General features: G+C 67.6%; 23 protein-coding genes. 6 read left to right on the top strand and 17 right to left on the bottom strand.

The genetic code is table 11. The annotated features are described in order from the left end of the window. Positions 1 to 27 precede the first annotated feature (27 nt). The 4 genes from P2T65_RS05350 to P2T65_RS05335 all read right to left on the bottom strand — a co-directional run bounded on the left by P2T65_RS05350 (position 28) and on the right by P2T65_RS05335 (position 5,527). The gene (locus P2T65_RS05350) at positions 28 to 1,479 is read right to left on the bottom strand and encodes an undecaprenyl-phosphate glucose phosphotransferase (protein WP_055458640.1); all 1,452 of its coding nucleotides are present in this window, start codon (positions 1,477 to 1,479) and stop codon (positions 28 to 30) included. 159 nt (positions 1,480 to 1,638) lie between these two features. Further along, complete coding sequence (locus P2T65_RS05345) at positions 1,639 to 2,766, bottom strand: glycosyltransferase family 4 protein (protein ID WP_276199353.1); 1,128 nt, start codon at positions 2,764 to 2,766, stop codon at positions 1,639 to 1,641. Positions 2,767 to 2,771: 5 nt separating this feature from the next. Then, entirely contained in the window at positions 2,772 to 4,061 is a 1,290-nt protein-coding gene (locus P2T65_RS05340) for a hypothetical protein (RefSeq protein ID WP_276199352.1), read from the bottom strand. After that, positions 4,058 to 5,527, bottom strand: a complete 1,470-nt coding sequence (locus P2T65_RS05335) for a hypothetical protein (protein ID WP_276199351.1) — start codon at positions 5,525 to 5,527, stop codon at positions 4,058 to 4,060. Before P2T65_RS05335 ends, P2T65_RS05340 begins: the two co-directional genes overlap by 4 nt. Before the next feature lie 385 nt (positions 5,528 to 5,912). Here P2T65_RS05335 and P2T65_RS05330 point away from each other — a divergent pair, with 385 nt between their 5' ends. The 4 genes from P2T65_RS05330 (at position 5,913) to P2T65_RS05315 (ending at position 10,415) form a co-directional block, all read left to right on the top strand. Continuing rightward, a complete protein-coding gene (locus tag P2T65_RS05330; protein ID WP_169790092.1) occupies positions 5,913 to 6,086 on the top strand; it encodes a hypothetical protein in 174 nt (57 codons plus the stop codon). Beyond that, a complete protein-coding gene (locus P2T65_RS05325; protein WP_055458644.1) occupies positions 6,086 to 6,751 on the top strand; it encodes a polysaccharide biosynthesis/export family protein in 666 nt (221 codons plus the stop codon). Before P2T65_RS05330 ends, P2T65_RS05325 begins: the two co-directional genes overlap by 1 nt. A 307-nt stretch (positions 6,752 to 7,058) precedes the next feature. Beyond that, complete coding sequence (locus P2T65_RS05320) at positions 7,059 to 8,150, top strand: glycosyltransferase family 4 protein (protein WP_055458958.1); 1,092 nt, start codon at positions 7,059 to 7,061, stop codon at positions 8,148 to 8,150. Positions 8,151 to 8,198: 48 nt separating this feature from the next. Then, a complete protein-coding gene (locus P2T65_RS05315) occupies positions 8,199 to 10,415 on the top strand; it encodes an amylo-alpha-1,6-glucosidase (protein ID WP_063188826.1) in 2,217 nt (738 codons plus the stop codon). Between the two features lie 88 nt (positions 10,416 to 10,503). On the opposite strand, the gene P2T65_RS05310 is transcribed toward P2T65_RS05315, so the two are convergent. From P2T65_RS05310 to P2T65_RS05280, 7 genes are all read right to left on the bottom strand, one after another. Then, on the bottom strand, positions 10,504 to 11,274 hold the full coding sequence (locus P2T65_RS05310) for an SDR family oxidoreductase (protein ID WP_276199350.1): 771 nt from the start codon (positions 11,272 to 11,274) through the stop codon (positions 10,504 to 10,506). A 112-nt stretch (positions 11,275 to 11,386) separates the two neighbouring features. Continuing rightward, the gene (locus tag P2T65_RS05305) at positions 11,387 to 11,848 is read right to left on the bottom strand and encodes a YbhB/YbcL family Raf kinase inhibitor-like protein (protein ID WP_055458647.1); all 462 of its coding nucleotides are present in this window, start codon (positions 11,846 to 11,848) and stop codon (positions 11,387 to 11,389) included. A gap of 83 nt (positions 11,849 to 11,931) precedes the next feature. Next, a complete protein-coding gene (locus tag P2T65_RS05300) occupies positions 11,932 to 13,041 on the bottom strand; it encodes an ABC transporter permease (RefSeq protein ID WP_055458648.1) in 1,110 nt (369 codons plus the stop codon). Position 13,042: 1 nt separating this feature from the next. After that, positions 13,043 to 14,188, bottom strand: coding sequence for an ABC transporter permease (locus P2T65_RS05295; RefSeq protein ID WP_276199349.1), 1,146 nt, complete (start codon positions 14,186 to 14,188; stop codon positions 13,043 to 13,045). Beyond that, on the bottom strand, positions 14,185 to 15,924 hold the full coding sequence (locus P2T65_RS05290; RefSeq protein ID WP_276199348.1) for an ATP-binding cassette domain-containing protein: 1,740 nt from the start codon (positions 15,922 to 15,924) through the stop codon (positions 14,185 to 14,187). The genes P2T65_RS05295 and P2T65_RS05290 overlap by 4 nt, the downstream gene beginning before the upstream one ends. Position 15,925: 1 nt before the next feature. After that, positions 15,926 to 16,957: a secretion protein HlyD gene (gene hlyD / locus P2T65_RS05285; protein WP_276199347.1), complete on the bottom strand. Its 1,032-nt coding sequence runs from the start codon at positions 16,955 to 16,957 to the stop codon at positions 15,926 to 15,928. After that, a complete protein-coding gene (locus P2T65_RS05280) occupies positions 16,954 to 17,640 on the bottom strand; it encodes a CerR family C-terminal domain-containing protein (RefSeq protein ID WP_071924676.1) in 687 nt (228 codons plus the stop codon). The genes hlyD and P2T65_RS05280 overlap by 4 nt, the downstream gene beginning before the upstream one ends. Positions 17,641 to 17,836: 196 nt before the next feature. Between P2T65_RS05280 and P2T65_RS05275 the strand changes: the two genes are divergently transcribed. Beyond that, a complete protein-coding gene (locus tag P2T65_RS05275; protein WP_055458652.1) occupies positions 17,837 to 18,133 on the top strand; it encodes a hypothetical protein in 297 nt (98 codons plus the stop codon). A gap of 75 nt (positions 18,134 to 18,208) precedes the next feature. Here P2T65_RS05275 and P2T65_RS05270 read toward each other — a convergent pair whose 3' ends face one another. Then, positions 18,209 to 18,862 carry a glutathione S-transferase family protein gene (locus P2T65_RS05270; protein ID WP_276199346.1) on the bottom strand — a complete coding sequence of 218 codons (654 nt, stop codon included), beginning with the start codon at positions 18,860 to 18,862 and terminating at the stop codon, positions 18,209 to 18,211. A 154-nt stretch (positions 18,863 to 19,016) separates the two neighbouring features. Between P2T65_RS05270 and P2T65_RS05265 the strand changes: the two genes are divergently transcribed. Beyond that, the gene (locus P2T65_RS05265; protein WP_071924673.1) at positions 19,017 to 19,520 is read left to right on the top strand and encodes a helix-turn-helix domain-containing protein; all 504 of its coding nucleotides are present in this window, start codon (positions 19,017 to 19,019) and stop codon (positions 19,518 to 19,520) included. A 23-nt stretch (positions 19,521 to 19,543) separates the two neighbouring features. On the opposite strand, the gene P2T65_RS05260 is transcribed toward P2T65_RS05265, so the two are convergent. The 5 genes from P2T65_RS05260 to P2T65_RS05240 all read right to left on the bottom strand — a co-directional run bounded on the left by P2T65_RS05260 (position 19,544) and on the right by P2T65_RS05240 (position 24,217). Next, positions 19,544 to 20,503 (bottom strand): branched-chain amino acid ABC transporter permease, encoded by a 960-nt coding sequence (locus tag P2T65_RS05260; protein WP_245280508.1) that lies wholly within the window; start codon positions 20,501 to 20,503, stop codon positions 19,544 to 19,546. A gap of 20 nt (positions 20,504 to 20,523) precedes the next feature. Continuing rightward, positions 20,524 to 21,411: a branched-chain amino acid ABC transporter permease gene (locus tag P2T65_RS05255; RefSeq protein ID WP_055458656.1), complete on the bottom strand. Its 888-nt coding sequence runs from the start codon at positions 21,409 to 21,411 to the stop codon at positions 20,524 to 20,526. Between the two features lie 66 nt (positions 21,412 to 21,477). Next, positions 21,478 to 22,680, bottom strand: coding sequence for an ABC transporter substrate-binding protein (locus P2T65_RS05250; protein ID WP_055458657.1), 1,203 nt, complete (start codon positions 22,678 to 22,680; stop codon positions 21,478 to 21,480). 48 nt (positions 22,681 to 22,728) lie between these two features. Continuing rightward, the gene (locus P2T65_RS05245) at positions 22,729 to 23,469 is read right to left on the bottom strand and encodes an ABC transporter ATP-binding protein (RefSeq protein ID WP_055458658.1); all 741 of its coding nucleotides are present in this window, start codon (positions 23,467 to 23,469) and stop codon (positions 22,729 to 22,731) included. Further along, the gene (locus tag P2T65_RS05240) at positions 23,462 to 24,217 is read right to left on the bottom strand and encodes an ABC transporter ATP-binding protein (RefSeq protein ID WP_055458659.1); all 756 of its coding nucleotides are present in this window, start codon (positions 24,215 to 24,217) and stop codon (positions 23,462 to 23,464) included. Before P2T65_RS05240 ends, P2T65_RS05245 begins: the two co-directional genes overlap by 8 nt. Positions 24,218 to 24,241 lie beyond the last annotated feature (24 nt).

Raw genomic sequence — 24,241 nt, 5'->3', positions numbered from 1 at the left:
CCGACCTCTCGATAGCATGATGGAGGTTCAATAGGCGTCATGACGCCATATCTGCGCGAATGTCATCTGCAATATCTTCATATCGAGTCCGAAAGACCAGTTGTCGGCATAGAACAGATCGAGCTCTATTCTCCTGCGCATCTTCTCGATCGTATCCGTCTCGCCGCGGCAGCCGTTGACCTGGGCCCAGCCGGTGATGCCGGGCCTGACATTGTGGCGGCGGGCATAGGACCGGATCAGGGCGTCGTAGTAGTCGTCGTGGGCGAGAGCATGGGGACGAGGGCCGACGAGCGACATGTCTCCGCGCAGGACGTTGTAGAGCTGCGGAAGCTCGTCGAGGCTCGTGCGGCGCAGAAAGCGCCCGACCCGCGTCACGCGCGGATCGTGACGGCGGGCCTGACGGATGTTGCGACCATCGTCCATCACCGTCATCGTGCGGAACTTGTAGATGACGAAGCTAGACCGGTTGAAGCCGTGCCGGCGCTGCCGGAACAACGCGGGGCCCGGGCTGTCGAGACGCACGGCCACGGCGATGACGAGAAGCAGCGGCGCCAGGAGAACAAGCACCGTGGCCGCCACCACGACGTCGAAGCAGCGCTTGACGATAACCTCGCTGCTGTCGAGCGGCGGACGCGCCAGCTGCAGGAAGGCGGCACCGTCGAGAAGGCGCAATCGCGCTTCGGCGAGGCGACTGGTGATGCGGTCGGGGCACAGATGCACCGCCACGGGCAGTTCGGCCAAGCCGCGCAGGATGCGGGCGATGCGCTCGTCGTCTGTCCACGGCAGCGCGACGAAGACCTCCTCCACTGCCTGCCGGCGCGCGAAGTCGAGCACGCTCGCACGGCAGGCCGGACCCGCGTCGAACAGTGCCGCATCGACATGGCCAACCACCTCGAGGCCAAAGGCTTCCGCGTCGAACGCGGCGGCGAAGCCGGTCATGCGCCCCTGCTCGCCCACCAGCATGATGCGACTGCGGGCGAGATAGCCCGAAGCCTGCGCAAAGCGGGCGACGGCAGCGAATAGCCGGTTGGTCATCGCCAGAACACCAAGGCCAACCAGGGCGATGATGCAGGCCGCGGCCCGCGAGAGATCGCCGCCGAGCTTGGTGGCAAAGGCGATGACGATGGCGGCCACCATCACGCCGAGCCAGATGCGGCGACGCATCCGCGCCTGACCGGCAGCCGTCAGGCCGGGCATTTCATAGCCGCGGCGCTCGAAGATGAGGACAGCGGTCGTACCAGCAACGGCCGCGCAGAAGACGAGCGCCACATCGGCCGGATAGGGCGTCGCCAGCCACCAGGCATGATAGCCCCGGTAGACCGCCGTTGCAGCGACATGCAACGCCCAGAAGTCGACGAGTGCGAACAGCATGGCCAGGATCAGGCGATCGAGCGCCAGCGTGCGCCGCTTCGGCAAGGCTTTGCCGACGCGCATCGCGACGACGGGACGGCGGCGGTCCGTGCGGGGCTGGTGCAACATCGCTTCAATGGGCAATCGAGGGAGAAACCCGGCGCTTCCCCGCAGAACGGCCAATTGCGGACAGCCTGTGGACAGCCGGCATATTCGAATTCTGCGTCCTGCAGATGCGCCGTTCAATGCATGCACTGTAAGGTTGTGACGCAATTGCTGACCGGCCGGTCAGCCGAGGCGGCAATCGCCGAGGAGTCGTTCGTAGGCGGCGGCCATCGCATCAGGGCTGTAGCGTCGTTCGAGGCGCCGGCCCGTCGCGGCCAGCCGCGCCGATGCGGCGGCGTCGCAGAGCAACGACGTCGCGGCTGCACCGAAAGCGCGCTCGTCCCGCGCGTCGGCAAAGAGCCCGCAGGGCTCGCCGTCGACCTGCAGCACCTCTCGCAGCACCGGCAGGTCATGGGCAAGGACCGGGACGCCCGCCGCCGCCGCCTCGACGACGGCGAGTCCGAAGGTCTCGGCCAATGAGGGAAAGACGAAGAGATCAAGCCCGGCGAGAATATCGCCGATCGCCTCGGCGGGCTGCTCGCCAAGCAGGTGCAGACGCTCGTCGCAGCCGAGTTCGCGCGCAAGCGCGACGAGCGCCTCCCGCTCCGGCCCCTGCCCGACGAGGACGAGATGCCGCCTGGCGTCGCCCGGCAGCAATCGCACCGCCGCCGGGAGGTTCTTGAGCGCGTGCAGCCGCGACACGCAGCCGAGAACCGACGCTTCCGCGCCGAGGCCGAGCCGGGCCCGCAGGGCCTCGCGCGCCGCGTCCGGCGGCAGGCAGCCGGTGCGCGGTCGAAAGCCGTGGTCGATGCGCACGATGCGGCGGCGATAGGCGGCGGGGTGGCTGTCGTATTCGCGCGCGACCTCTCCGGAATTGACGACGATGCGTGAATAGAAGCCCAGCACGCCGAGCACCTCGTCGAGCGCGGCCAATACGGGCCGCATGGCGAGGGTGGCGGAGGTGCGGTTGGCGAGGACGCAACGGACGCCGGTCACCCGCGCGATGGGCGCGGCGATCACGTTGCCCCAGTGCTGGAAGGTAACCGCCGCATGCGGCCGCACCCTGCGCAGATGGCGCAGGAGCGCGATGAGAAGCCGCAAGAGCGCGACGGCATCGCGTGGACGGCTGGCGGCACAGTAATGCACGCGCGGCAGGCCGTCGTAGTAGCCCGTGCGCCGGTAGAGAAAGCAGTGATGAACCTCGAACCCCCGCTCCGCGAGCTTCTCGCCGAGCAGACGCGCCAGCTCCTGGGCGCCGGCACCTTCGGCCTGAGGCTGAACGAACAGCAGTCGGAGGGGGCCGTCAGCCATGTCGTTCACCTGTTTGCATGCCGCAGGAGCGCGATGACCGACGGGTCGATGCCCAGCCGGCGTCGGCACAGGCTGTTGAGGATGACGGCCTGGAGGGACGCCATAAAGGCCACCGCTGCCGCCGCGCCGACGGCGCCGAAGGTGCTGCCCAGGACGAGGACGAGCACCATCCGCAGAACGAGGACCGCGATGCCCGCCATCGGATAGGCGCGCTCGTGACCGCACAGCAGCAACAGGTGCGGCGCCGGTCCCGCGAGAAGCGAAACGGCCGCCCCCAGGGCGAGGAGGCGGAGAATCGGCGCGAAATCCCGGTAGCCGTCGCCGAAAATCGCGAGCAGCGCCGCGCCCCATACCGCAACCACGGCGAGGCCGGTGACCGCCCCGACTGCCGCAAGCGACTGGAGCCGGGCCAGCAGGCTCTGCAGCCGCTGCCTCCGGCCGGTCGGGAAGAGCGCGGCAATTTGGCCGGAGGCATAGTTGGCGAGCCCCCCGGCGAGGATCGGGAAGATCGCCGCGACGCGAGCGGCGGCGAAATAACCGGCCGCGGCCGACGGATCGAGCAGCAGCCCGATGAGCACCACATCGAGATACTGATGGCCGGCGTCGAGGATGGCTGCGAGCCACATGCCACCCATCTGCCGCCGCCAGCCGCGCCGGTCGGCAGCAACCGGGCCAGCACCGCCCCGCATGCTGGACGAGAGCCGGCGCCATTGCCAGGTGGCGCTTGCGACCATGCAAAAGGCTGCCACGGCGAGGAAGGCCTCCGGCACGAACGGCCACCCGCCGGAGAGGCACGCGATGGCGGTGCCGGCGGCCGCCAGCCGCCAGACGACCTCCCGATGCCCCTCGGCCACGCCTATGCCGAGGCCCACGCGGCTCGCATGAGAGGTCAGATGCAGCATCGCCTGCGCCACGAGAAAGGCGCCGGCAGCAGCGGCGAGGCCCGGCGACGGATCGAGACCGGCTGCATGGGTAACCGTGAGCGCCACCACGAAGAACGCAAGCGCCGCCGCGATCATGTTGCCGAGCGCGAACCGCATGAGGCCATGCCGGCAGGCGACGGTCCCGGTCGCCCAGACCTTGAGAATGAGTGTTTCCTGGCCGCACAACGCGGCGACAGCCAGAAAGGACATGGCGTTGAACCAGATGCCGAGTCGGCCGAAGGCCTCGGCATCCAAGGTGCGGGCCGTCACGGCGAACATGCCGAAAGCTGCGGCCGCCCCTGCAAACTTGAGCGCCAGCACCGGGCCTGCCCCGGCGAGAATGGCACGCACCGGCCGTGCACCGTCCATCACGGGTGCCCCTCGTACGGCGGCTGCCCGGCACGAGAGGCTTGCTGCCGCACGGCACGGCCGATTGCGAGGCCGGTCACAAGCATCAAGGCCCCCATGGCGAGCGGCGCGAACAGCGCCTCCTCCTGAAAGGCCCCGTTGACCAGCAGCGCCGGCACGGCAACAGCGACGGCAGCGACGAACGGCCCGCCCCCCGCCCGATGGAGCCGCAGGGCCGTTCCGGCGATGACGACATAGCCCACCAGAAGCGCGAGACCGCCGATCCCCATCTGGTGCAGCAGTACGCCGAGCGCGCTCTCGACCGCCTGGCCGGCCGTGCCCAGGGCCTGCGCGCGCTGCCAGTCGCGCTCCGCCGGGTCGACGGCGAGGTTGCCGCCGCTGCCGAGGCCGTGGCCGAGCGGATTGGCTGTGAAGCTCTCGAACCCTGCGACGAGGCCGAGCACGTGGTAGTCGCGCTGCTCCAACCCGACGACGAAGGCCGCCGCAGCATAGATCATGAGCAGCAGCAGGAACGTCGGCACCGCGAGCCGCGGCAGGCGGCGCAGCAGCCAGAAGCCCGCCAGCGCCATGAGCACGAACACGACGGCGCCCTTCGAGCCGATGACAGCGAGAAGGGGCACGGTTGCGACGAGATAAAGGGGGCGGCCCGCGGCAAGGAGAACGAAGGACAGGATCCCGAGCAGATAGGCGAAGCTGATCGGATGGAAGTTCGGACCGTTGAGGCGGTGCAACATCGGGCCGAAGTCGGCGAACCAAGGCACGTTGAACGGGTTGATCAGCAGCATGTCGCGCTCGTCACGCAGCACGCGGCCGCCCGCTTCGACGGCTTTCAGCCACAAGCCGCTGTCGATCATGCGCCGGAAGCGCAGGGCGATATAGCCATCGGCATTGACGAGCGCCGCCAACGCGTCATAGGCGAGGAGCTCGGCATAGCCGAAGGCGAGCACCATCAGGGTGAGAGCCGGCAGGAAACGCTTGGGCGGCACCGCCAGGCGGGCACCGGCGACGAGGCCGATCTGGAACAGCATCACCGGAAGGGCGATGTTGCGCAGGTAGACGAGGGCGGCGCGCGGGTCGGCGATCGCACCAAGGACACAATAGCCACCAGCGGCGGCGATCATCGCGAAGGAGAGCGCCATCAGGCGTCTCGCCAACGGTGGGGCGCCCGCGCACCCCCTGAGATGGAAGGCGGCAAAGCCGGCCCACAGGAGCGCGGCGGTCAGGAAGCTGTAGCCCCGCACCGTGTCGAGCTCCTCCCTGTCGGGAAGCAGCGGCAGCAGCATCGCGACGAAACTGTTCTGAAAAGTGAAGACGAAGAGGAGCAGCGGCGGCACCATCCCGGGTCCGCCCTGCAGGAGACAGAGCGCCAGGGCGAGAGACATGACCGGGCCGAGCGCCGGAAAAGCCAGATGTCCCGCCACCGGCAGCGCAGCCGCCAGCGACGCTACGGCCAGGAAGACGCACAGCATCGGGTCGGGTCGCGCCGCTGCATCCCAAGACTTGGCAACATCCCGCAGATGAATTCTTATCGATTGCAAACTTCTCTCATATATTTCTGATTTAAAATTCCCAAAACTATCTTCATAATATCCTCATCGTCTTCATTCAAAATATTATCTAGAGTTTTCATCTTGCAATCCGCGAAGGATGAACGGCGAACGGCGCCATCCCAGTGGGTCGGCACGGCCAGAGGCCGCGGGACTGTATCGTGGAGCGGACCGGCGGGCCCAGCCCTCACGCTTCTTCGCGGCGCGGCACCGGCCATGTTCGGCTCCAAAAGCCCGACGGGTTCTTGCTCTGCTCACCGGCCTGTGCCTGCTGGGCCTCGCCTGCAACGGCGCCGTAAGGCTGGGTATGGCAGCAGCCGTCCGCTTCCTCGTGCCGGCCGTCGCGCTCGGGGTGGATGGGCTCGTCGACTTCAGTCGGCAGACCCCCGCCGTCGCCATGACCTATGCCGTCCTTCCCGGCGCCGGCTGCGCCCCTCGCATCCGCTGCGTTCCGTTCCTGACACCGCTCAGAGGCCGTTGATGGTTTCGTTCCCGCGCTCCACGCCGCCTGTCCGCAATCCCGCCGCTCGCCCTGCCTCAGCGCCTGCGCTTGCGCTGGCAGCCCTTCTGTCCGGCTGCTTCGCCCCCGCTGCGAACGACGGCGGGCCGTCGGCGGCACTTTCTCCGACGGCAGCCGGCGCGACAGACGCAACGATCTCCCGGCCCGACCAGCCGGCCCCGTCGAGCTATCGCTACCGCCTCGGTATCGGCGACCGCATCCGGGTGACGGTATTCGGCGAGGAGGCGCTCTCCGGACAGTTCGAGATCGACGGCGGCGGCGCGGTCACGCTGCCCCTCATCGGCGCAGTACCGGCCGAGAACCAAACCCTCGCCGACCTGCAGGACACGCTGACCAGGCGCTTCCGTGGCGGCCTCCTGCGCAATCCCCGCATCGTCGTCGAGATCCTCGCCTACCGGCCCATCTTCGTGCTCGGCGAGGTGCGCAACAGCGGCGAGTACAAGTTCCGCCCCGGGCTGTCGGCCTTCGAGGCCGTGGCGCTTGCTGGCGGCTTCACCCCGCGGGCCGATCAGCGGCGCATCTACATCCGCCGGCGCGGCGAAAGCGAGGAGCGGGCCCATGACATGGCCCGCCCCGTGCCTGTCTTTCCGGGCGACAACCTGCGCGTCGACGAGCGCTACTTCTAGAGCTCCATTCGGATCAGATTGCATCGCAATTTGCCGGGCCGCGGCCGGCTCGCCGCCATTGCCCACGATTTGCCACAAGGCAGGAGAAATGCTTGGGGCCCGTCTGCGGCGCGTCCGGGCCTCTTCGGCCGGTCGCGCCGGGAACGTTCGACTTCCGGCGCTGTTCGGGCCCCGGACCGTTGTCGAGGCCTTCAGCGTCCAGACTGCCGTGCCCGGAGGGACGGCCGCTGCGCAGGCGTCGAAGCTGCGCGGTTCATTGTCGATGCTTCGCTCGCATGAGGAGGTTTTGCCGATGAAGGCCCTGCCGATGAAGATCGCCCAGATCGCCCCGCTCGCCGAGAGCTGCCCACCGCGCCTTTATGGCGGCACGGAGCGCATCGTTTCCCATTTGACGGAAGAACTTGTCCGCCAGGGGCACGAGGTGACGCTCTTTGCCAGCGGCGACACCCGCACGAGCGCCGAACTCGTCCGATGCTCGGACATCGCCTTGCGGCTCAACCCGGCCGTGCGCGATCACGTGCCCTACCACGTTGCGATGCTGGATCGCGTGCGCGCGCTCGCCGACAGGTTCGACGTGCTGCATTTCCACATCGACATCCTGCATTTTCCTCTGATCCGCGATTTCGCCGACCGCACCGTGACGACCCTGCACGGCCGGCTGGACCTGCCGGACCTGAAGCCCTTCTATGCCGCCTTTGCCGACATCCCGCTCGTCTCGATCTCGGATGATCAACGCCGGCCGATGCCACCGGTCAACTGGGTCGGCACGGTCCATCATGGCCTGCCGCGGGACCTCCTGCCGTTCAACGACCGGCCGAAGGGCGGCTATCTGGCTTTCCTCGGGCGCATCTCGCCGGAGAAGCGGCCGGATCTTGCCATAGCGATTGCGGCGCGGACGGGTCTGCCGCTGAAGATCGCCGCGAAGATCGACAAGGTCGACGAGGCCTACTGGAGCGAGCAGATCGCCCCCATGGTCGCGGCGACGCCGAACGTCACCTACCTGGGCGAGATCGGCGACGCCGAGAAGGCTGAGTTCCTCGGCAATGCCGCCGCTCTCCTCTTCCCGATCGACTGGCCGGAGCCCTTCGGCCTCGTTATGATCGAGGCCATGGCGTGCGGCACCCCGGTCATCGCCATGCGCCGCGGCTCGGTGCCGGAGGTCATCGAGCACGGCGTGTCCGGCTTCATCGTCGATGACGTCGACCAAGCGGTCGCGGCCGTCGGCCGGCTCGGCCTCATCCACCGGTCGGCCGTGCGGGCAGCTTTCGAGCGGCGCTTCACGGTCGAGCGCATGGCCGAGGATTATGTCGAAATCTACCGCACGCTGCCGGGGGTCAAGGCGCGCTCGCCGCTCCTTTACGTGGCAGGTGGCGAGACCGGCCTGCAGGTCGTCGCCTGACGGCCGCGCGGCCCCGGTCCATCGGCTGACGAGAACGGGATTTGCGACATGCAGACGATCGGCGCAGAAGCTGTTCCGCATGCACCGGCTCCTGCAGGGCCCGGGGCAGCGCAGATCGCGCAGTTCTTCATTCCGGCCTCCGCCTCCTTGCAGGAGCGGCGGCCGCGCACCCTGAAGCACGGCGACACCTTCGCGGTCTTCGACCACAACGGCGATGCGCTCTCCGGGCCGGGCAGCCCGGAGGGCATCTTCCACCGCGACACCCGCCATCTCTCGCATCTCTACCTCACCATTGACGGCGCACGGCCGATGCTGCTCAGCTCGACCCTGCGCGACGACAATGCCACCCTGACCTGCGACCTCACCAATCCGGACCTGTTCGACGAGAAGGGGCGGCTCGTCCTCGGCCACGACCTCATCCATCTGCGCCGGTCCCGCTTCCTGTGGAACGCCGGCTGCTTCGAGCGGCTCGTGTTGCGCAACTTCGATGCCGAGACGCGGCGCCTTTCGGTCGAAATCGCCTTCGCAGCCGATTTCGCCGACCTTTTCGAGGTGCGCGGTTCGCACCGCGAACGGCGCGGCACGCATCACCCGCCCGACATCGGCGACAACCGGGTGGTGCTGTCTTACACCGGGCTTGACGGGCACCGCCGTGCCACGACGCTCGCCTTCGATCCCGCTCCGGCACGGCTATCCGGTAGCTCCGCGATTTTCATCCTCGACCTGCCACCGCGCGAGAGCATCTCTTTGTTCCTCGAAATCAACTGCGGCTTCGAGGGCGCCAACCAGCCGCCGCGGCGAGCCTTCTTCAGCGCGTTGCGCGACGCGCGGCGCGCGCTGCGCCAGTCCGCTGCGCGCGCGGCCTCCATCGCGACGTCGAACGACATCTTCAACGAATCGGTACGTCGCAGCGTCTCCGATCTCTACATGCTGATCACCGACACCCCCGAAGGGCCATATCCCTACGCGGGCATTCCGTGGTTCAGCACGGTCTTCGGCCGGGATGCACTCATCACCGCGCTCTGCACGTTGTGGCTCGATCCGACCATTGCCAGGGGCGTGCTCGGCTATCTCGCCGCCAACCAGGCAACGACCTTCGATCCGCTTGCTGATGCCGAGCCGGGCAAGATCCTGCACGAAGTACGCCACGGCGAGATGGCCGAGCTCGGCGAGGTGCCGTTCCGCCGCTATTACGGCAGCATCGACTCGACGCCGCTGTTCGTCATGCTCGCTGGTGCCTATCTGAAGCGCACCGGCGACCTCGCCACGGTCGAGCGCCTGTGGCCGCACATCGAGGCGGCCCTCGGCTGGATCGACAGCCATGGCGACAGGGACGGCGACGGCTTCGTCGAATACGGGCGGCGCACCGATGAGGGCCTCGTCAACCAGGGCTGGAAGGACAGCCACGACTCCGTCTTCCACGACGACGGAAGCATCGCGGAGGGTCCGATCGCCCTCGCGGAAGTGCAGGCCTATGTCTATGGTGCCTGGCGGGGGGTGGCGGCGATGCTGCGCCGCATGGGCCGCCCCAAGGAGGCCGAGGTTTACGGCGCCCGGGCCGATGCCCTGCGCCGCCGCTTCGACGACGCCTTCTTCGATGCGGCGCTCGGCACCTACGTCATCGCTCTCGACGGCGCCAAGCGCCCGTGCCGCGTCCGCTCCTCGAATGCCGGGCACGTGCTCTTCACCGGACTCGCCGAGCCGGAGCGAGCGGAAGCGGTGATGCACACGCTGATGGGGAGCTCCTCCTATTGCGGCTGGGGGGTGCGGACCATCGCGGATACGGAAGCGCGCTACAATCCGATGAGCTACCACAACGGCTCGGTCTGGCCGCACGATAACGCCCTGATCGCCGCCGGCTTCGCCCGCTATGGCCATCGCGGCGCGGCGGCCCGCCTTTTCCAGGGGCTGTTCGAGGCCTCCACCTACATCGACATGCGGCGCCTGCCCGAGCTGTTCTGCGGCTTCGCGCGCCAGCGCACGCAGGGACCGACCTTCTATCCCGTGGCTTGTGCGCCGCAGGCCTGGGCCGCGGCCGCGCCGCTGTCGCTGCTCCAGTCCTGTCTAGGCCTCGGTTTCGATCCGGACGGGATGAAGATCACCTTCGACCATCCGGTGCTGCCGGATTTCCTCGACCACGTCACCCTGCGGCGGCTGTCGCTCGCCGGCAGCGTCGTCGACATCGCCCTGCGCCGGTCCCGCGCCCAGGTGGTCGTGGAGGTGCTCAACCGCTCGGGGCCGGTCCGCGTGCTGACGACGAACTGAGCGGCAAGCTGGCGGGCGACGGGTGCCCGCAACGTCCCGCAGGGTGACGGGAGGGCAAGGCGGCGTCTCCCCTCCCCGGCCGCCCCCGTCAGGTACGACTGATCGAAACCCCGCCGTCGACGAGCACCGCCGCGCCGGTCACGAAACTCGCCGCATCCGAAGCAAGATGCAGCACGCAGCGGGCGATCTCCTCCGGTTGCGCCATCCGCTTCAGGGCGTGGAGGCCCTCGACGAAGGCGAGCAGCTCGGGCTTCGCGTCAGGCGCATTGGTGATGGCAGCGGGCGTATCCGTGCCGCCCGGCAGGATGGCGTTGGCGCGCACCCCCCTGGCGCCGAATTCGGCCGCGATCACCTTCATGAGGCCGATCATGCCCGCCTTGCTGGCCGCATAGGCGGACATGCCCGGCATGCCGACCGTGTGGCCGACGAAGGTGGAGGTGAAGATGAGCGATCCCCCGCCCCGTGCCAGCATCGCGGGAACCTGCCGGCGCGCGCCGAGAAACGCCCCCGTCAGGTTGATGTCGAGGATCGTCCGCCACGCATCGGCCGAAAGCTGATCGAGCGGTGCCATGTCTCCGACGACGCCGGCGTTGTTGAAGGCGATGTCGAGGCCGCCGAAGCGCTCGACCGCCGCCGCGACGGCTGCCTCGTGCAATGCCTCCTGGCGCACATCGCCGTCGACGGCGCAAGCTTCGCCGCCGGCGGCAGCGATCTCCTCCACGAGGGCCTCGAGCATCTGCCTGCGGCGGGCCGTCACGACGACCTTCGCGCCCTCGCGCGCGAAGAGCAGGGCGGTGGCGCGCCCGATACCGGAGCTTGCACCCGTGACGATGGCAACCTTGTCCTTGAGCATGTTCATCTGCAAACCCTTCGAAATGACCGCCGGGCGGCCGGAAGGGCTGCAACCTCGCAGGCGCCGGGCCGGCAGGCACTCCGCTTCTTGCGCCTGAAATGGAACGTGCCGACGTCGCTCAGCGCTCGTAGGTACCCACCAGGGTCGCTTCCTCGAGCAGGTGCTTTCTCGCCTTTTTCCATACGTCCGCCACGCCGACGTCGCCGAGGATGCCGAGGCGCGGCTCGGAGATCGCCGCAAGGCGGAAATAGTAGTGATGCACCCCGTGGCCGGGCGGCGGCTGCGGGCCGTCATAGGCCGTGTTGCCGAAGTCGTTGCGGGCAAAGCGAAAGCTCTCGCCCGCCCCCGGGTCTGCCCCCTGCGACAGGCCGCTCTGGTCCGAAGGGATGTCGTAGATGCCGAGGTGACGGAACGTGCCGCGCGGCGCGTCGGGATCCTCCATCACCAGCACGAGGCTGCGCGTGCCTGCCGGTACGCCCGCCCAGCGCAAGGGCGGCAGCAGGTTCTCGCCGTCGCGGGCGAAAGTGCGGGGGATTTTCTCGCCGTCGGCGAAAGCAGGGCTCGTGAGCGTCAGGGCCATCGCCTCCTCCCGGGATTGTCGGCCATCCTGCGCTGGCGAACGGGAACCGCAGCGGATTGTTCCCGCGCTATTCTCATTGTCCCCTATTCGAGGCGACGGCGGAAGAGCCAGGCGGCAGACATCAGAGCCGCGGCGGCGATCAGCGCGAGCGGCAAGGTCTGGGCCACGACCTCCGCCACCGGCAGGTCCTTCAGAAACACGCCCCGGACGATGACGAGGAAGTAGCGCAGTGGATTGACGATCGTGACCGGCTGGAGCCACGCGGGCATGTTCTCGATGGGTGTCGCAAAGCCGGAGAGAAGCGTGGCCGGCACGAGGAGCAGGAAGGCTCCGAGGATGGCCTGCTGCTGGGTGGCCGCCAGCGCCGAGATGAAGAGGCCGAGGCCGGCGACGGACAGGAGATAGAACAGGGCGCTGCCATAGAGCAGGCCGATCGAGCCGCGCAGCGGAACGCCGAAGACGACAACGGCCGCCAGCACGTATAGCGTCAGGTGTACCGTGCCGACGAGCATCGGCGGGATGACCTTGCCGATGAGGATCTCGTGTGTGCGCAGCGGCGAGACCATCAGCTGGTCGAAAGTGCCGAGCTCGCGCTCGCGCGCGATCGACAGCGCGGTGACGATGAGGCCGATAAGCAACGCGATGCTGGCGACGAGGTTCGGCACCATGAACCACTGATAGATGAGATTGGGGTTGAACCAATTGCGCGCCACCACATCGACCGGCGGCGGCGCCCGTCCGCTGACGGCGATCTCCGCGCCAAGACCCTGGATGATGCGGGAGATGTAGCCGGCCACGATCTGCGACGCGTTGGATCGGCGCCCGTCGAGGATGACCTGCACCTTGGCCGGCACGCCGGCCGCGATGTCGCGCGAGAAGGTCGGCCCGATGGAGATGGCGGCGATCGCCTCCTGCCGGTCGATGGCCGCAGCAAGCGCCGCCTCGCTCTCCACCGGCACGACGCGGCGGAAGTCCGGCGCGCCTTCGAGCCGCTGCACCAGCTCCCGGCTCGCCGCGCCGGCATCCCTGTCGAGCACGACGAGGTCGATGTTGGTGACGTCGAGCGTCGCCGCATAGGAGAAGACGAGGAGCTGCACGAGCGGCGGGCCGACGAGGATGAGCCGCGCCTTCGGATCGCGCAGCAGCGCAAGCAGTTCCTTGACGATAAGGGCCTTGAGGCGCGTCCACCACATGTCAGGCAATCCGCTTTGCGGTGTTGCGCGCGGCGAGCGCGAAGAGGACGAGGCCCATCCCCGCCATGACGGCGATGGCGGGCAGGAACATCGACCAGATATCGCCGGCGAGGAACACGCTCTGCAGGCTCGGGATCAGGTAGCGCGCCGGCACGATCAAGGTCAGCCACCCGATCGGCGCCGGCATGGAATTGATCTCGAAGAGGAAGCCCGACAGGAGGAACGCCGGCAGAAAGCCGGACATGAGCGCCAGCTGCGAGGCGAGGAACTGGTTCTTGGTCACCGCCGAGATGAGGAGCCCCTGCCCAAGCGCCGGCATGAGGAAGGCGGCCGAGAGCCCATAGAGAGCGACGAGCGAGCCGCGGAAGGGCACGCCGAAGAGGAAGACGGCGAGGCCGACACAGAGCGTCATCGCGGCAAGCGCCAGCACGAAATAGGGCAGGATCTTGCCCATCAGCAGCTCCGCCGCGCTCACCGGCGTCGCCATCAGCGCCTCCATGGTACCGCGCTCCCATTCGCGCGCGATGACGAGCGATGTCAGCAGGGTGCCGACCAGCGTCATGACGATGGCGATGGCACCCGGTACCAGGAAGTAGCGGCTGGCGAGCTCCGGGTTGAACCAGAAGCGCTGCTCGACAGCGATGCCGACCGGGGCCGATGCGGTCTCGCTCGCCCGCACGGCTGCCCAGGTGGCGACGACACCGCGCGCGTAGTTCTGCACGAAGCTTGCGGTATTGGGCTCGGCTCCGTCGACGAGCACCTGGATGGCGGCAGGGCGGCGGCCGGCGAGATCGGTGGCGAAGGTCGACGGGATGACGACGATACCACGCACGCGGCCGAGCACCAGCGCCTCCTCGAATTCACGTCGGTCATGCCCGTCGATGACATCGAAATAGCGCGAGGCGCGGAAACTCGCCGCCAGATCCTGCGCCGACGGCGTCGTCTCCTCGACGACGAGGCCGATGCGGGTGCGTGTCGTGTCGAGCGATACGCCGTAGCCGAAGAGGAAGATGAGGATGAACGGCAGCACGAAGGCGATGAGGATGCTGCTCGGATCGCGCACGATCTGCAGCGCCTCCTTGCGCACGAGCGCCCCGAGCCGCCTGAGACGGCCGGTGCAGTCCGTGCTGTTGCCTTTGCTCGTCATGCCGCCTCGACCAGACGTGATCGCTCGATGAGGGCGATGAAGGCATCTTCCATTGTGGGATCGGGCCGCTCGGGGCATGCAACGCTCGCCCGCAGCGCGTCCGGCGAGCCGAGCGCGATGGCCCGCCCGCGATAGATGAGCGCGATGCGATCGCAGTATTCCGCCTCGTCCATGAAATGGGTGGTGACGAGGACCGTCACGCCCTTCTCGACGAGGCCGTTGATATGGGTCCAGAACTCCCGGCGCGTGACCGGATCGACGCCGGACGTCGGCTCGTCGAGGAACAGCGCGGCCGGATCGTGCATGACAGCACAGGCAAGCGCGAGGCGCTGCTTGAACCCCAGCGGCAGATCCTTCGCCGATATGCCGGACTGGGGGGACAGGGCGAAGACCTCCTTCATCAGCGCGATGCGCTCACGGCGACGCGGACCGGCGAGTCCGTAGGCCCCGGCGAAGAAGGCGAGGTTCTGATCGACGCTGAGATCGCCGTAGAGTGAGAATTTCTGCGCCATGTAACCGAGCTGGTTGCGCGCCTCGGCCGACTCGCGTCGAAGATCGAAGCCGGCGACCCGGCCTTCGCCGCTCGTCGGCTTCAGGAGGCCGCAGAGCATCTTGAAGGTGGTCGACTTGCCGGCCCCGTTCGGGCCGAGCAGGCCGAAGATCTGGCCGCGCGGGATGGAGAAGCTGATGTCGTCGGCCGCGGTGAAATCGCCGAAACGTTTGGTGAGCCCCCGCGCCTCGATGACGGCCTCGTCGCCGCCAGCGGCCCGCATCGGGCTCGCCTCCGCCAGTTGCGAGCGCCCGCCGGGCCCGCCGCCGAGCATGTCGATGAAGGCGTCCTCGAAGCGCGGCGGCGTCGGCCGCACCTCGGCGCCCACCCCGGCCCGGCTCCTGGCCTCAGTGATGGCCGCGTCCCTCTCCTGCGCACCCTCCGCGACGACGAGGCGAATGGCCTCGCCCTGGATAACGCCGTCGACGATGCCGCGACCGCCGAGCACCTCGGCAAGCACCGCGCGCCTGCCCCGCCCGACGCCGGTCAGCCTGAAGACACGGCCATCCACCTGTCGGGTGAGATCCGCCGGCGGGCCGGAGAAAAGCAACTCGCCGGCGTTGAGCAGCAGCACGCGGTCGCAGGCCTCCGCCTCGTCGAGATAGGCCGTCGACCACAGGACGCCGATGCCATCGCCGGCAAGTTCCCTGACCATTGCCCACAGGTCGCGCCGGGATACCGGATCGACACCGACGCTCGGCTCGTCGAGCAGCAGCAGCCGCGGCTTGGTGAGGAGCGCGCAGGCGAGGCCCAGCTTCTGCTTCATGCCACCGGACAGGCGGCCTGCGAGGCGCCCGGTGAAGCGCCTGAGATCCGTGAAGGACAGGAGCCGCTCGAAGACCTCCGCGCGCTCGGCGGGAGGGAGCCCACGAAGGTCTGCATAAAGATCGAGGTTCTCCGCGACCGACAGGTCCTCGTAGAGCCCGAAGCGCTGCGGCATGTAGCCGATGGCCGCCTGCACGGCCGCCGCTTCGCTGCGCGTGTCGAACCCGAGCACCGAGAGCCGCCCCTCGTCCGGCAGGAGCAGGCCGGTCATGAGGCGGATCAGCGTCGTCTTGCCCGCGCCGTCCGGCCCGACGAGGCCGGTGATGCCGCCCTCGACAAGGCCGGAGACATTCTGCAGTGCCGGTGCTCCCTGGCCGAAGTCCAGGGTCACGTTCTCGATGCGGACGACGGGCTCGGCCATCTCATCCGCCTCCCGCCTCCGCCGCCGGCCGGGGCACCCTGACCGTGACAGGCATGCCCTGCCGAAGACTGCCGTCCGGCGCGTCGACGACGATGCGCAGGCGGTAGACGAGATCTGTCCGCAACGCCGGCGTCTCCACCGTTTTCGGTGTGAACTCGGCTACCGGCGAGACGAACCCGACTGTGCCCCGGTGCGCACGCCCCGGCTCCGTGTCGTTCGTCACCTCCACCGGCAGGCCGGGCCGGATGCGGCCGAGGTCCGGCTCGCCGACGTAGGCGCGCACGAAGACGGGCGCTTCGAGCGACAGCACGTAGACGACGTCGCCGCTTGCCACGATGGCGCCCGGCTCCTCGACGCGAGAGAGAATGACGCCCGCGGACGGCGCATGAAGCTCGGTATCGGCGAGAGCGGTTCGCGCCGCCGCCAGGCTCGCCCGCGCGGCATCGAGATTGGCCCGGGCGGCGGCGATATCCTCCGGCCGCGTGCCGTCCTCGAGGAGTCGCAGGGCGGCGCGGGCCGACTCGACCCGTGCCCGGGCCATGTCACGGGCCGCCGTCGCCTGATCGAGATTGGCCTGCGAGGCGGCGCCGCTCGGCCTGAGCTGGTTCTGCCGCTCGTAGGCGAGCTGAGCATTCTCGAAATCGGCCTGCCGTTCAAGATAAGCCGCCCGTGCCTGCTCGATTTCCGCCCGTCGCGGCCCCGCCATGAGTTTGTCCAGCACGGCCTCGAGACTCGCGACCTGCGCCTCGGCGGCGCGAACGGCATCCGCGGCCGGTCCGGCATCGAGGCGGGCGAGCGGCTGCCCGGCCTCGACCCGATCACCCTCGTCGACCAGCACCTCGGCGATTCGGCCGCCGACGCGAAAGCCAAGGCGCGCCTGCCGGATGTCGACATTGCCGTAGAGGGTCAACACCTCGCCGCGGCTCTCCCGCCAGCCGACCCGGCCCGGCAGGTCGAACCACCAGCCGGCGGCAGTCGCGGCAAGGGCAAGAGCGAGGAGGATGGCCGCCTTGCGGCCTCTGCTGCCGCTCACGGGGCACCTCCCGGCCTGAGATCCGCCACGAGCGTGCGGGCGAGGCGCCGCACGCGGCCTGTCTCCTCCGGACCGATCGCCTCCCAGCCGAGCTGGTGCAACACCGCCGCATGTGCCACGCGAAACACCATCACGCCGCCGAGCAGAGCAAGGGTTCTGAGACGCACGCCGTCGGAGTCGGGATCCGCCGCGACGAGGATGCCGACCAGCCGGCGGGCCACGTCGAGCGTCGGCTCCATGACACCTCCGTAGATGCGCTGGAAGGCTTCCGTCGGCGCCATCTGCTCGCGGATCAGGAAACGCGCCCAACGCTCCGAGTGCGGGCTGACGAAGAGCGCCGCCATCGCCTCGAGCATCTCGGCAAGAAGGGCTTGCGCCTCCTCCCGCCCGATCGAAGCCCCTGCCCCTTCAGCCTCCGAGAGCCTTTGGCGCAGCCGCTCGCGCAGGGTGGCGACATGAGCCTGGATGAGCCCCGCCAGATGCTCGGCCGTCGCAAGATAGAGCCCCTCCTTGCTGCCGAAATAGTAGGGAATAGCCTGGAGGTTGACTTCGGCCGCATCGGCTAGCTTGCGCGTGCTGGCGCCGTCGAAGCCGAACAGGCCGAAGACATCGATGGCTGCGTTCAGCAGCCTTTCGCGGGCGGCATCGCCGCGCCGCGGCGGCGGATCGTGCGTCGTTGACATGGAGACAGCATATGGTCAACCGTCGAACAAGTCAATCGAATGAATGACGATTACTGGCTGCCTCGCACCCCTCAAGGCTGCGGCGGCGCCATGCATTAACCATAGATCTCTGAAATATATACCGCCCGTGTGCCGTCGTTGACTTTTTGTTAACCGCTCCGTTAAGTGGTTCAGTTGTTTCTTTCGGGGAAAATCTATGCGTATTCTGTTCGTTGCGGGGGCACTCGCGCTAACCCTGGCCGCTTGCCAGACGGCCCAGGAATCGGCGGTCGATGCCGAGTTCACCTGTCGTGAAGCCGGCCTGCGGCCGGGCACGCGCTCTTACGACCGCTGTGTCAATGCAGCCTATAACAGCAACCGCCGTCAGGCGGACCAGGCGGCCTCACAGGTCGCGGTCGGAACGGCCGCTGCCCTCGTCGGCGGCGCCGTTCTGGGGGCGGCGACCGCTCCGCGCGGCTATTACTATCGCTGCAACGCCTGGGGTTGCTGGTAACAGCCGAACGAAGCCGCAAGTAAAAGCCCGGCAGGAGGCCGCTCCAGCCGGGTTTTCTTTGCGAGGCGCCGATCCTCAGTCTTCCTGCGGGATCGGCAGGGGGAAGAGGGGCCGATAGGGTCTGGCTTCGTCCACGGCGCGTGCGAAGGACGGGCGCGCCAAGAGCCGGCTGCGATAGGCGTGGACGTGGGCGCAGGCCGCCGGGATGGGATGCGTCCAATGAGCATAGAACAGGAACGGCGCCGCCCCGCAGTCAGCTAGGGTGAATGCCTCTCCCGCCGCCCAGACCCGCCCGGCCATCACGCCGTCGAGCCAATGATAGGCCCGATCCAGCATCTCGCGCGCCTCGGCGACGCCGCGGCCGTACTTCTCCGCTTCGCTCCGGAGGGCGTCGAGGACGATCTTCTGCTGGGGCGTCGAGATGTAGTTGTCGAAGAAGCGATCCATCAGCCGCGCCTCGAGCGCCACCCGCGGGTCGTCCGGCACCAGTCGATGCACGCCCGAATGATAAAGATCAAGATACTCGATAATGATGCTGGCTTCCATTACCGGCCGGCCGTCATCAATCAGCACGGGAAAGCGCCGCAATGGCCAGATGGCCGTCAGATCCGCCATCGCCTCGGGCCCATCCAGCATGCGCAGCGCGAAGGGCACATCCTTCTCGTAGAGCGCCACCAGCGCCTTCTGGCAATAGGAGGAAAAGGGATGAGCAAAGAGCGTCAGCGTCACGGCCGGCCTCCTCGTTCTCGTAAGGCAGATGGCCCAGCCGAAGCCGGATCATCCCGATCAGCCACCGTGCCCGCCAGAAACTGATTGCGCATTGCAATCGGTTCCCTTCTCCTCCATCTGATTGTAGTTTGCAAGCAGATAGTGAGGTCCCGCGTTGAGCAACGCCCGTCGGTCCGGCTGCCCCATCAACCTGACGCTGGAGCTGCTCGGCGATCGCTGGAGCCTTATCGTCATCCGCGATCTCATGTTTGGCAATCGACGGCACTTCCGCGAGTTGCTCGCCCTGTCGGAAGAAGGAATCGCCTCGAACATCCTCGCCGACCGCCTGAAGCGGCTTGTCGCGGCGGGGCTCCTGACGAAGAGCGCCGATCCGGCCCACCGGCAGAAGGCCGTCTATTCGCTGACCGAATCGGCGATCCAGCTCGTGCCATTGCTTGCGACGATGGGTGCCTGGGGCTGCCGCCACACGCCAGCGTCACCCGAATTGGCCATCCGGGCCAAGCTGCTCGAGGACGGCGGCCCGCCCTTGTGGGAGGCCTTCATGGACGAGTTGCGCAGCCTGCACCGTGGCTTGCCGGCCACGGGCCCATCCGTGCTGATGCGGTTGCAGGCCGCCTATGAGGCAGCCGTCGCTCCTGGCACAGTCGGCAGTCCTTGAAGCAGGGTGCCGACCACCCCGCCCTACAGCGGCCGCTTCAGCCTTCTGGCGAGGACACCGATGATGCCCTCGCGGAACAGCATCACGCAGATGACGAAGATGACGCCCTGAATGACCGTGACCCATGCACCGAGATGGGCAAGGTAGTTCTGCATCGTCACGATGACGGCCGCCCCGACCATGGGACCGAAGACCGTGCCCATGCCGCCGACGAGCGTCATCAGCACCACCTCGCCCGACATGGTCCAGTGCACGTCCGTCAGCGAGGCGAGCTGGAAGACGATGGCCTTCGTCGCCCCCGCGAGGCCCGCCAGCGTCGCCGACAGCGTGAAGACGACGAGCTTGTAGCGGTTGGTGGCGTAGCCGAGCGAGATGGCACGCGGCTCGTTGTCGCGAATGGCCTTCAGCACCTGGCCGAAGGGCGAGTGGATGACGCGGTAGATGAAGAGCACCCCAACGAGGAAGATCACCGCGACGACATAGTAGAGACTCGTGTCGCGCGACAGATCGATGAGGCCGAACAGGTGCCCGCGCGGCACGGCCTGGATGCCGTCCTCACCGCCCGTAAAGGGAGCCTGCAGCGAGAAGAAGAAGACCATCTGAGCGAGCGCCAGCGTGATCATGGCGAAATAGATGCCCTGCCGGCGAATGGCGAGCGAGCCGAAGACGAAGCCCAGCGCGGCCGCGGCCGCCGTGCCGAGGAGGATGGCGACTTCGGGCGGCATGCCCCAGACCTTGGCCGTGTGGGCGCAGATGTAGCTCGCCGTGCCGAGATAGGCCGCATGACCGAACGACAGGAGGCCGCCGTAGCCGAGCAGCAGGTTGAAGGCGCAGGCGAAGAGCGCGAAGCACAGCACCTTCATGAGGAAGACCGGATAGAGCAGGAACGGCGCCACCGCGAGGAAGATCGCAATGCCGACGAAGATGGCCCGATGCAGATGAGCGGCGTCCACCGCCGCCCGCGCGCTCGGCGCCGCTGCCATTCTTTCGCTGACGCTCGCCATCACGCGGTCCTCCCGAACAGTCCGGCCGGCTTGACAAGCAGCACCACGACCATGACGACGAATATCACGGTGGCAGCAGCCTCCGGATAGAACACCTTGGTCAGCCCCTCGATGAGGCCGAGTCCGAAGCCGGTGACGATGGAGCCGAGGATCGAGCCCATGCCGCCGATGACCACGACGGCGAAGACGACGATGATGAGGTCGGCTCCCATGTTGGGGTTGACCGAATAAATCGGCGCCGCAAGGACGCCCGCGAGCGCGGCGAGACCGACACCGAAGCCGTAGGTCAGCGTGATGAGCCGCGGCACGTTGATGCCGAAGGCCTGCACCAGCGTCGGGTTCTCGGTCGCGGCACGCAGATAGGCGCCGAGCCGCGTCTTCTCGATGACGAACCAGGTGGCGAGGCATACCGCGAGCGAGGCGACCACCACCCAGCCACGATAGTTGGGAAGGAACATGAAGCCGAGGTTGCGGCCTCCGGCGAGTTCCGGCGGTATGCTGTAGGGTAGACCCGAGACGCCGTACTGATTGCGGAACAGTCCCTGGATGATGAGAGCGAGGCCGAAGGTCAGCAGCAGGCCGTAGAGATGGTCGAGATCGCGCAGGCGCGCCAGGAACAGCCGATCGATGACGATGCCCATGGCGCCGACGATCACCGGCGCAAGGAGAAGCGCCCACCAGTAGCCGATGCCCGCGTAGTTGAGCAGCATCCACGCCACGAAGGCGCCCATCATGTACTGGGCCCCGTGGGTGAAGTTGATGATGTTGAGGAGCCCGAAGATGATCGCGAGCCCGAGGCTCAGGATCGCATAGAACGAGCCGTTGATGAGGCCGAGCAGCAGCTGGCCGAAAAGCGCCTGAGGCGGAATTCCCAGAAGTTCGAACATCTCTCGACCGGCCCGTACACGCGCGGCAGGGAGGCCGGGGCGGCACGGCCGCCCCGGCGCTTCAGGTCAGCCCTTGACCAGGGGGCATTCACCCTGATCGAGCGGCCGGAAGGCCTCGGCCGCGGGAATGGTGGCGACGAGCTTGTAATAGTCCCACGGTCCCTTCGATTCCTCGGGCTTCTTCACCTCGAAGAGATACATGTCGTGGATCTTGCGGCCGTCGGCCCGCACTTGGCCCTTGCCGAAGAGCGGATCGTCGGTCGGCATCTCCTTCATCTTCGCCATCACCTTGGCGCTGTCCTTGTCCTTCAGCGCCTCGACGGCCTTGAGATAGTGCAGCGTGCCTGCATACACACCAGCCTGGACCATGGTGGGCATCTTGCCTCCGCTCTTCTCGGCGAAGCGCTTGGCAAAGGCGCGCGTCTCGTCGTTGAGGTCCCAATAGAAGGACTCGGTCAGCACCAGGCCCTGCGCCGTCTGCAGGCCGAGAGCATTGACGTCGGTGATGAAGACCAGCAGCCCGGCCAGGTTCTGCCCCGCCTGGGTGATGCCGAACTCTGCCGCCTGCTTGATCGAATTGATCGTGTCGCCGCCAGCATTGGCAAGACCAATCACCTTGGCGCCGGACGACTGGGCCTGCAGCAGGAACGACGAGAAGTCGCTGCCCGGGAAGGGATGGCGCACGGTGCCGAGCACCTTGCCGCCCGACTTCTCGACGACGGCGATGGTGTCGCGCTCGAGCGCATGGCCGAAGGCATAGTCCGCCGTCAGGAAAAACCAGGTGTCGCCGCCGGCCTTGACCATGGCGCTACCGGTACCGTTGGCGAGCGCCCATGTGTCATAGGTCCAGTGCACCGTGTTGGGCGAGCATTGCTTGCCGGTAAGGTCGGACGCCGCCGCACCGGAGTTGATGAAGATCTTGTTCTTCTCGCGCGTGATCTGGTTGATGGCAAGCGCGACCGACGAGGTTGGCACGTCGAGGATCACGTCGACGCCATCCTGGTCGTACCACTGGCGCGCGATATTGGAGCCGATGTCGGGCTTGTTCTGGTGATCGGCCGAGACGATCTCGACGTTGATGCCTTTGTCCTTGGCCTTGAAATCCTCTACCGCCATGCGCGCGGCGATCACCGAGCCCTCTCCGGAAAGGTCGGCATAGGTGCCCGAGCGGTCGTTGAGCACGCCGAGCTTCACCGAAACCTGGGCCTCAGCCCCGCCGGCGAACAGGGCGACGAGCGCCGTGGCCAGCAACATGCGTCCGGTCTTCATGGACTTGTTCCTCCTCGTCTCTTCCCCACTGCGGCCAAGCCGCAGGCGCTAGACGCCCAGATAGGCGTGCAGCTTGTCGATATTGGCGTCGAGTTCCGCGTTGGGGATCATATCGACCACCCGCCCCTGCTCGACGACGTAGTGCCGGTCCGCCACACGGGAGGCGAACCGGAAGTTCTGCTCCACGAGGACGATGGTGAAGCCCTCGCTCTTGAGCCGCGCAATGGTGCGCCCGATGTCGTCGACGATGACGGGCGCAAGCCCCTCCGTCGGCTCGTCGAGCAAAAGGAGCCGCGCCCCCGTGCGCAGGATGCGGCCGATGGCGAGCATCTGCTGCTCCCCTCCCGAGAGCTTGGTGCCCTGGCTCGCGAGCCGCTCCCTCAGATTGGGGAACAATTCGAAGATCTGCTCCACGGAGAGGCCGCCGGGCCGCACCTGCGGCGGCAGGAGCAGGTTTTCCTCCACCGACAGCGAGGAGAAGATGCCGCGTTCCTCCGGGCAATAGCCGATGCCGAGCCGCGCGATGGTGCGCGACGGCATGCGCACGGTCTCAACCCCGTCGAAGACGACGGAGCCGGTGCGTTTCCTCATGATGCCGATGATCGACTTCAGCGTGGTCGTCTTGCCGGCGCCGTTGCGTCCGAGCAGCGTCACCACCTCGCCCGGCGCCACGTCGAAATCGATGCCGTGCAGCACGTGGCCCTCACCATACCAGGCGTTGAGGCCACGCACGGAAAGGAGCGGCGCCGTCGCCGCCTTCGTCGCGATGTCGCGTGCCGCCTCAGGCATGACCGGCTCCTATATAGGCCTCGATCACGGCGGGATTGCTGGAGACGGTGGCGTAGTTGCCCTCCGCCAGCACCTTGCCGCGGGCCAGCACCGTGATGTGGTCCGACAGCGAGGCGACGACCGACAGGTTGTGCTCCACCATCAGGATCGTGCGGTTGGCCGAGACGCGCCGGATCAGCGCGGCGATGCGCTCGACGTCCTCGTGCCCCATGCCCGCCATCGGCTCGTCGAGCAGGAGCATCTCGGGATCGAGCGCCAGCGTCGTCGCGATCTCCAGAGCGCGCTTGCGGCCGTAGGACAATTCGACCGCCGGCAGCGCCGCGAAATCGGTGAGCCCAACCGCGTCGAGCAAATTGAGCGCCTCGTCGTTCAGCGCGCGCAGAACGCGCTCTGAACGCCAGAAGTCGAACGAACCGCCGCGCTTGCGCTGCAGGGCGACGCGCACGTTCTCGAGCGCCGTCAGATGCGGAAAGACGGCGGAGATCTGGAAGGAGCGCACCAGGCCAAGCCGGGCGACGGTCGCCGGCCTGAGCGCGGTGATGTCGTTCCCCTTGAAGGTAATCGTCCCCTTCGTCGGAGTGAGGAATTTGGTCAGAAGATTGAAACAGGTCGTCTTGCCGGCCCCATTGGGACCGATGAGCGCATGGATCGTGCCCCGGCGGATGTCCAGACTGACCCCGTCGACCGCTACGAACCCCTTGAATTCAATCGTCAGATCCCTCGTCGATAGAATGATATCGGCGGTCACGATGCCGTTCTGTCCTCTGGGCTT

Source organism: Chelatococcus sp. XZ-Ab1 (genome assembly GCF_029309855.1).
In the GTDB taxonomy this organism is placed as follows: domain Bacteria; phylum Pseudomonadota; class Alphaproteobacteria; order Rhizobiales; family Beijerinckiaceae; genus Chelatococcus_A; species Chelatococcus_A sambhunathii.
Note: the sequence above shows the minus strand (reverse complement) of the source record. Positions and strands in the feature narration are given on the sequence as shown.

Excerpts from the sequence above, each read along its gene's own strand:
- P2T65_RS05250 (WP_055458657.1), bottom strand. The coding sequence starts at position 22,680 with ATGAAGACCGGACGCATGTTGCTGGCCACGGCGCTCGTCGCCCTGTTC.
- P2T65_RS05260 (WP_245280508.1), bottom strand. The coding sequence starts at position 20,503 with ATGGCAGCGGCGCCGAGCGCGCGGGCGGCGGTGGACGCCGCTCATCTG.
- P2T65_RS05255 (WP_055458656.1), bottom strand. The coding sequence starts at position 21,411 with ATGTTCGAACTTCTGGGAATTCCGCCTCAGGCGCTTTTCGGCCAGCTG.
- P2T65_RS05245 (WP_055458658.1), bottom strand. The coding sequence starts at position 23,469 with ATGCCTGAGGCGGCACGCGACATCGCGACGAAGGCGGCGACGGCGCCG.
- P2T65_RS05320 (WP_055458958.1), top strand. The coding sequence starts at position 7,059 with ATGAAGATCGCCCAGATCGCCCCGCTCGCCGAGAGCTGCCCACCGCGC.
- P2T65_RS05290 (WP_276199348.1), bottom strand. The coding sequence starts at position 15,924 with ATGGCCGAGCCCGTCGTCCGCATCGAGAACGTGACCCTGGACTTCGGC.
- P2T65_RS05295 (WP_276199349.1), bottom strand. The coding sequence starts at position 14,188 with ATGACGAGCAAAGGCAACAGCACGGACTGCACCGGCCGTCTCAGGCGG.
- P2T65_RS05350 (WP_055458640.1), bottom strand. The coding sequence starts at position 1,479 with ATGTTGCACCAGCCCCGCACGGACCGCCGCCGTCCCGTCGTCGCGATG.
- P2T65_RS05330 (WP_169790092.1), top strand. The coding sequence starts at position 5,913 with ATGGCAGCAGCCGTCCGCTTCCTCGTGCCGGCCGTCGCGCTCGGGGTG.
- P2T65_RS05300 (WP_055458648.1), bottom strand. The coding sequence starts at position 13,041 with ATGTGGTGGACGCGCCTCAAGGCCCTTATCGTCAAGGAACTGCTTGCG.
- P2T65_RS05345 (WP_276199353.1), bottom strand. The coding sequence starts at position 2,766 with ATGGCTGACGGCCCCCTCCGACTGCTGTTCGTTCAGCCTCAGGCCGAA.
- P2T65_RS05335 (WP_276199351.1), bottom strand. The coding sequence starts at position 5,527 with ATGCTGTGCGTCTTCCTGGCCGTAGCGTCGCTGGCGGCTGCGCTGCCG.
- P2T65_RS05325 (WP_055458644.1), top strand. The coding sequence starts at position 6,086 with ATGGTTTCGTTCCCGCGCTCCACGCCGCCTGTCCGCAATCCCGCCGCT.
- P2T65_RS05310 (WP_276199350.1), bottom strand. The coding sequence starts at position 11,274 with ATGAACATGCTCAAGGACAAGGTTGCCATCGTCACGGGTGCAAGCTCC.
- P2T65_RS05305 (WP_055458647.1), bottom strand. The coding sequence starts at position 11,848 with ATGGCCCTGACGCTCACGAGCCCTGCTTTCGCCGACGGCGAGAAAATC.
- P2T65_RS05280 (WP_071924676.1), bottom strand. The coding sequence starts at position 17,640 with ATGTCAACGACGCACGATCCGCCGCCGCGGCGCGGCGATGCCGCCCGC.
- P2T65_RS05315 (WP_063188826.1), top strand. The coding sequence starts at position 8,199 with ATGCAGACGATCGGCGCAGAAGCTGTTCCGCATGCACCGGCTCCTGCA.
- P2T65_RS05275 (WP_055458652.1), top strand. The coding sequence starts at position 17,837 with ATGCGTATTCTGTTCGTTGCGGGGGCACTCGCGCTAACCCTGGCCGCT.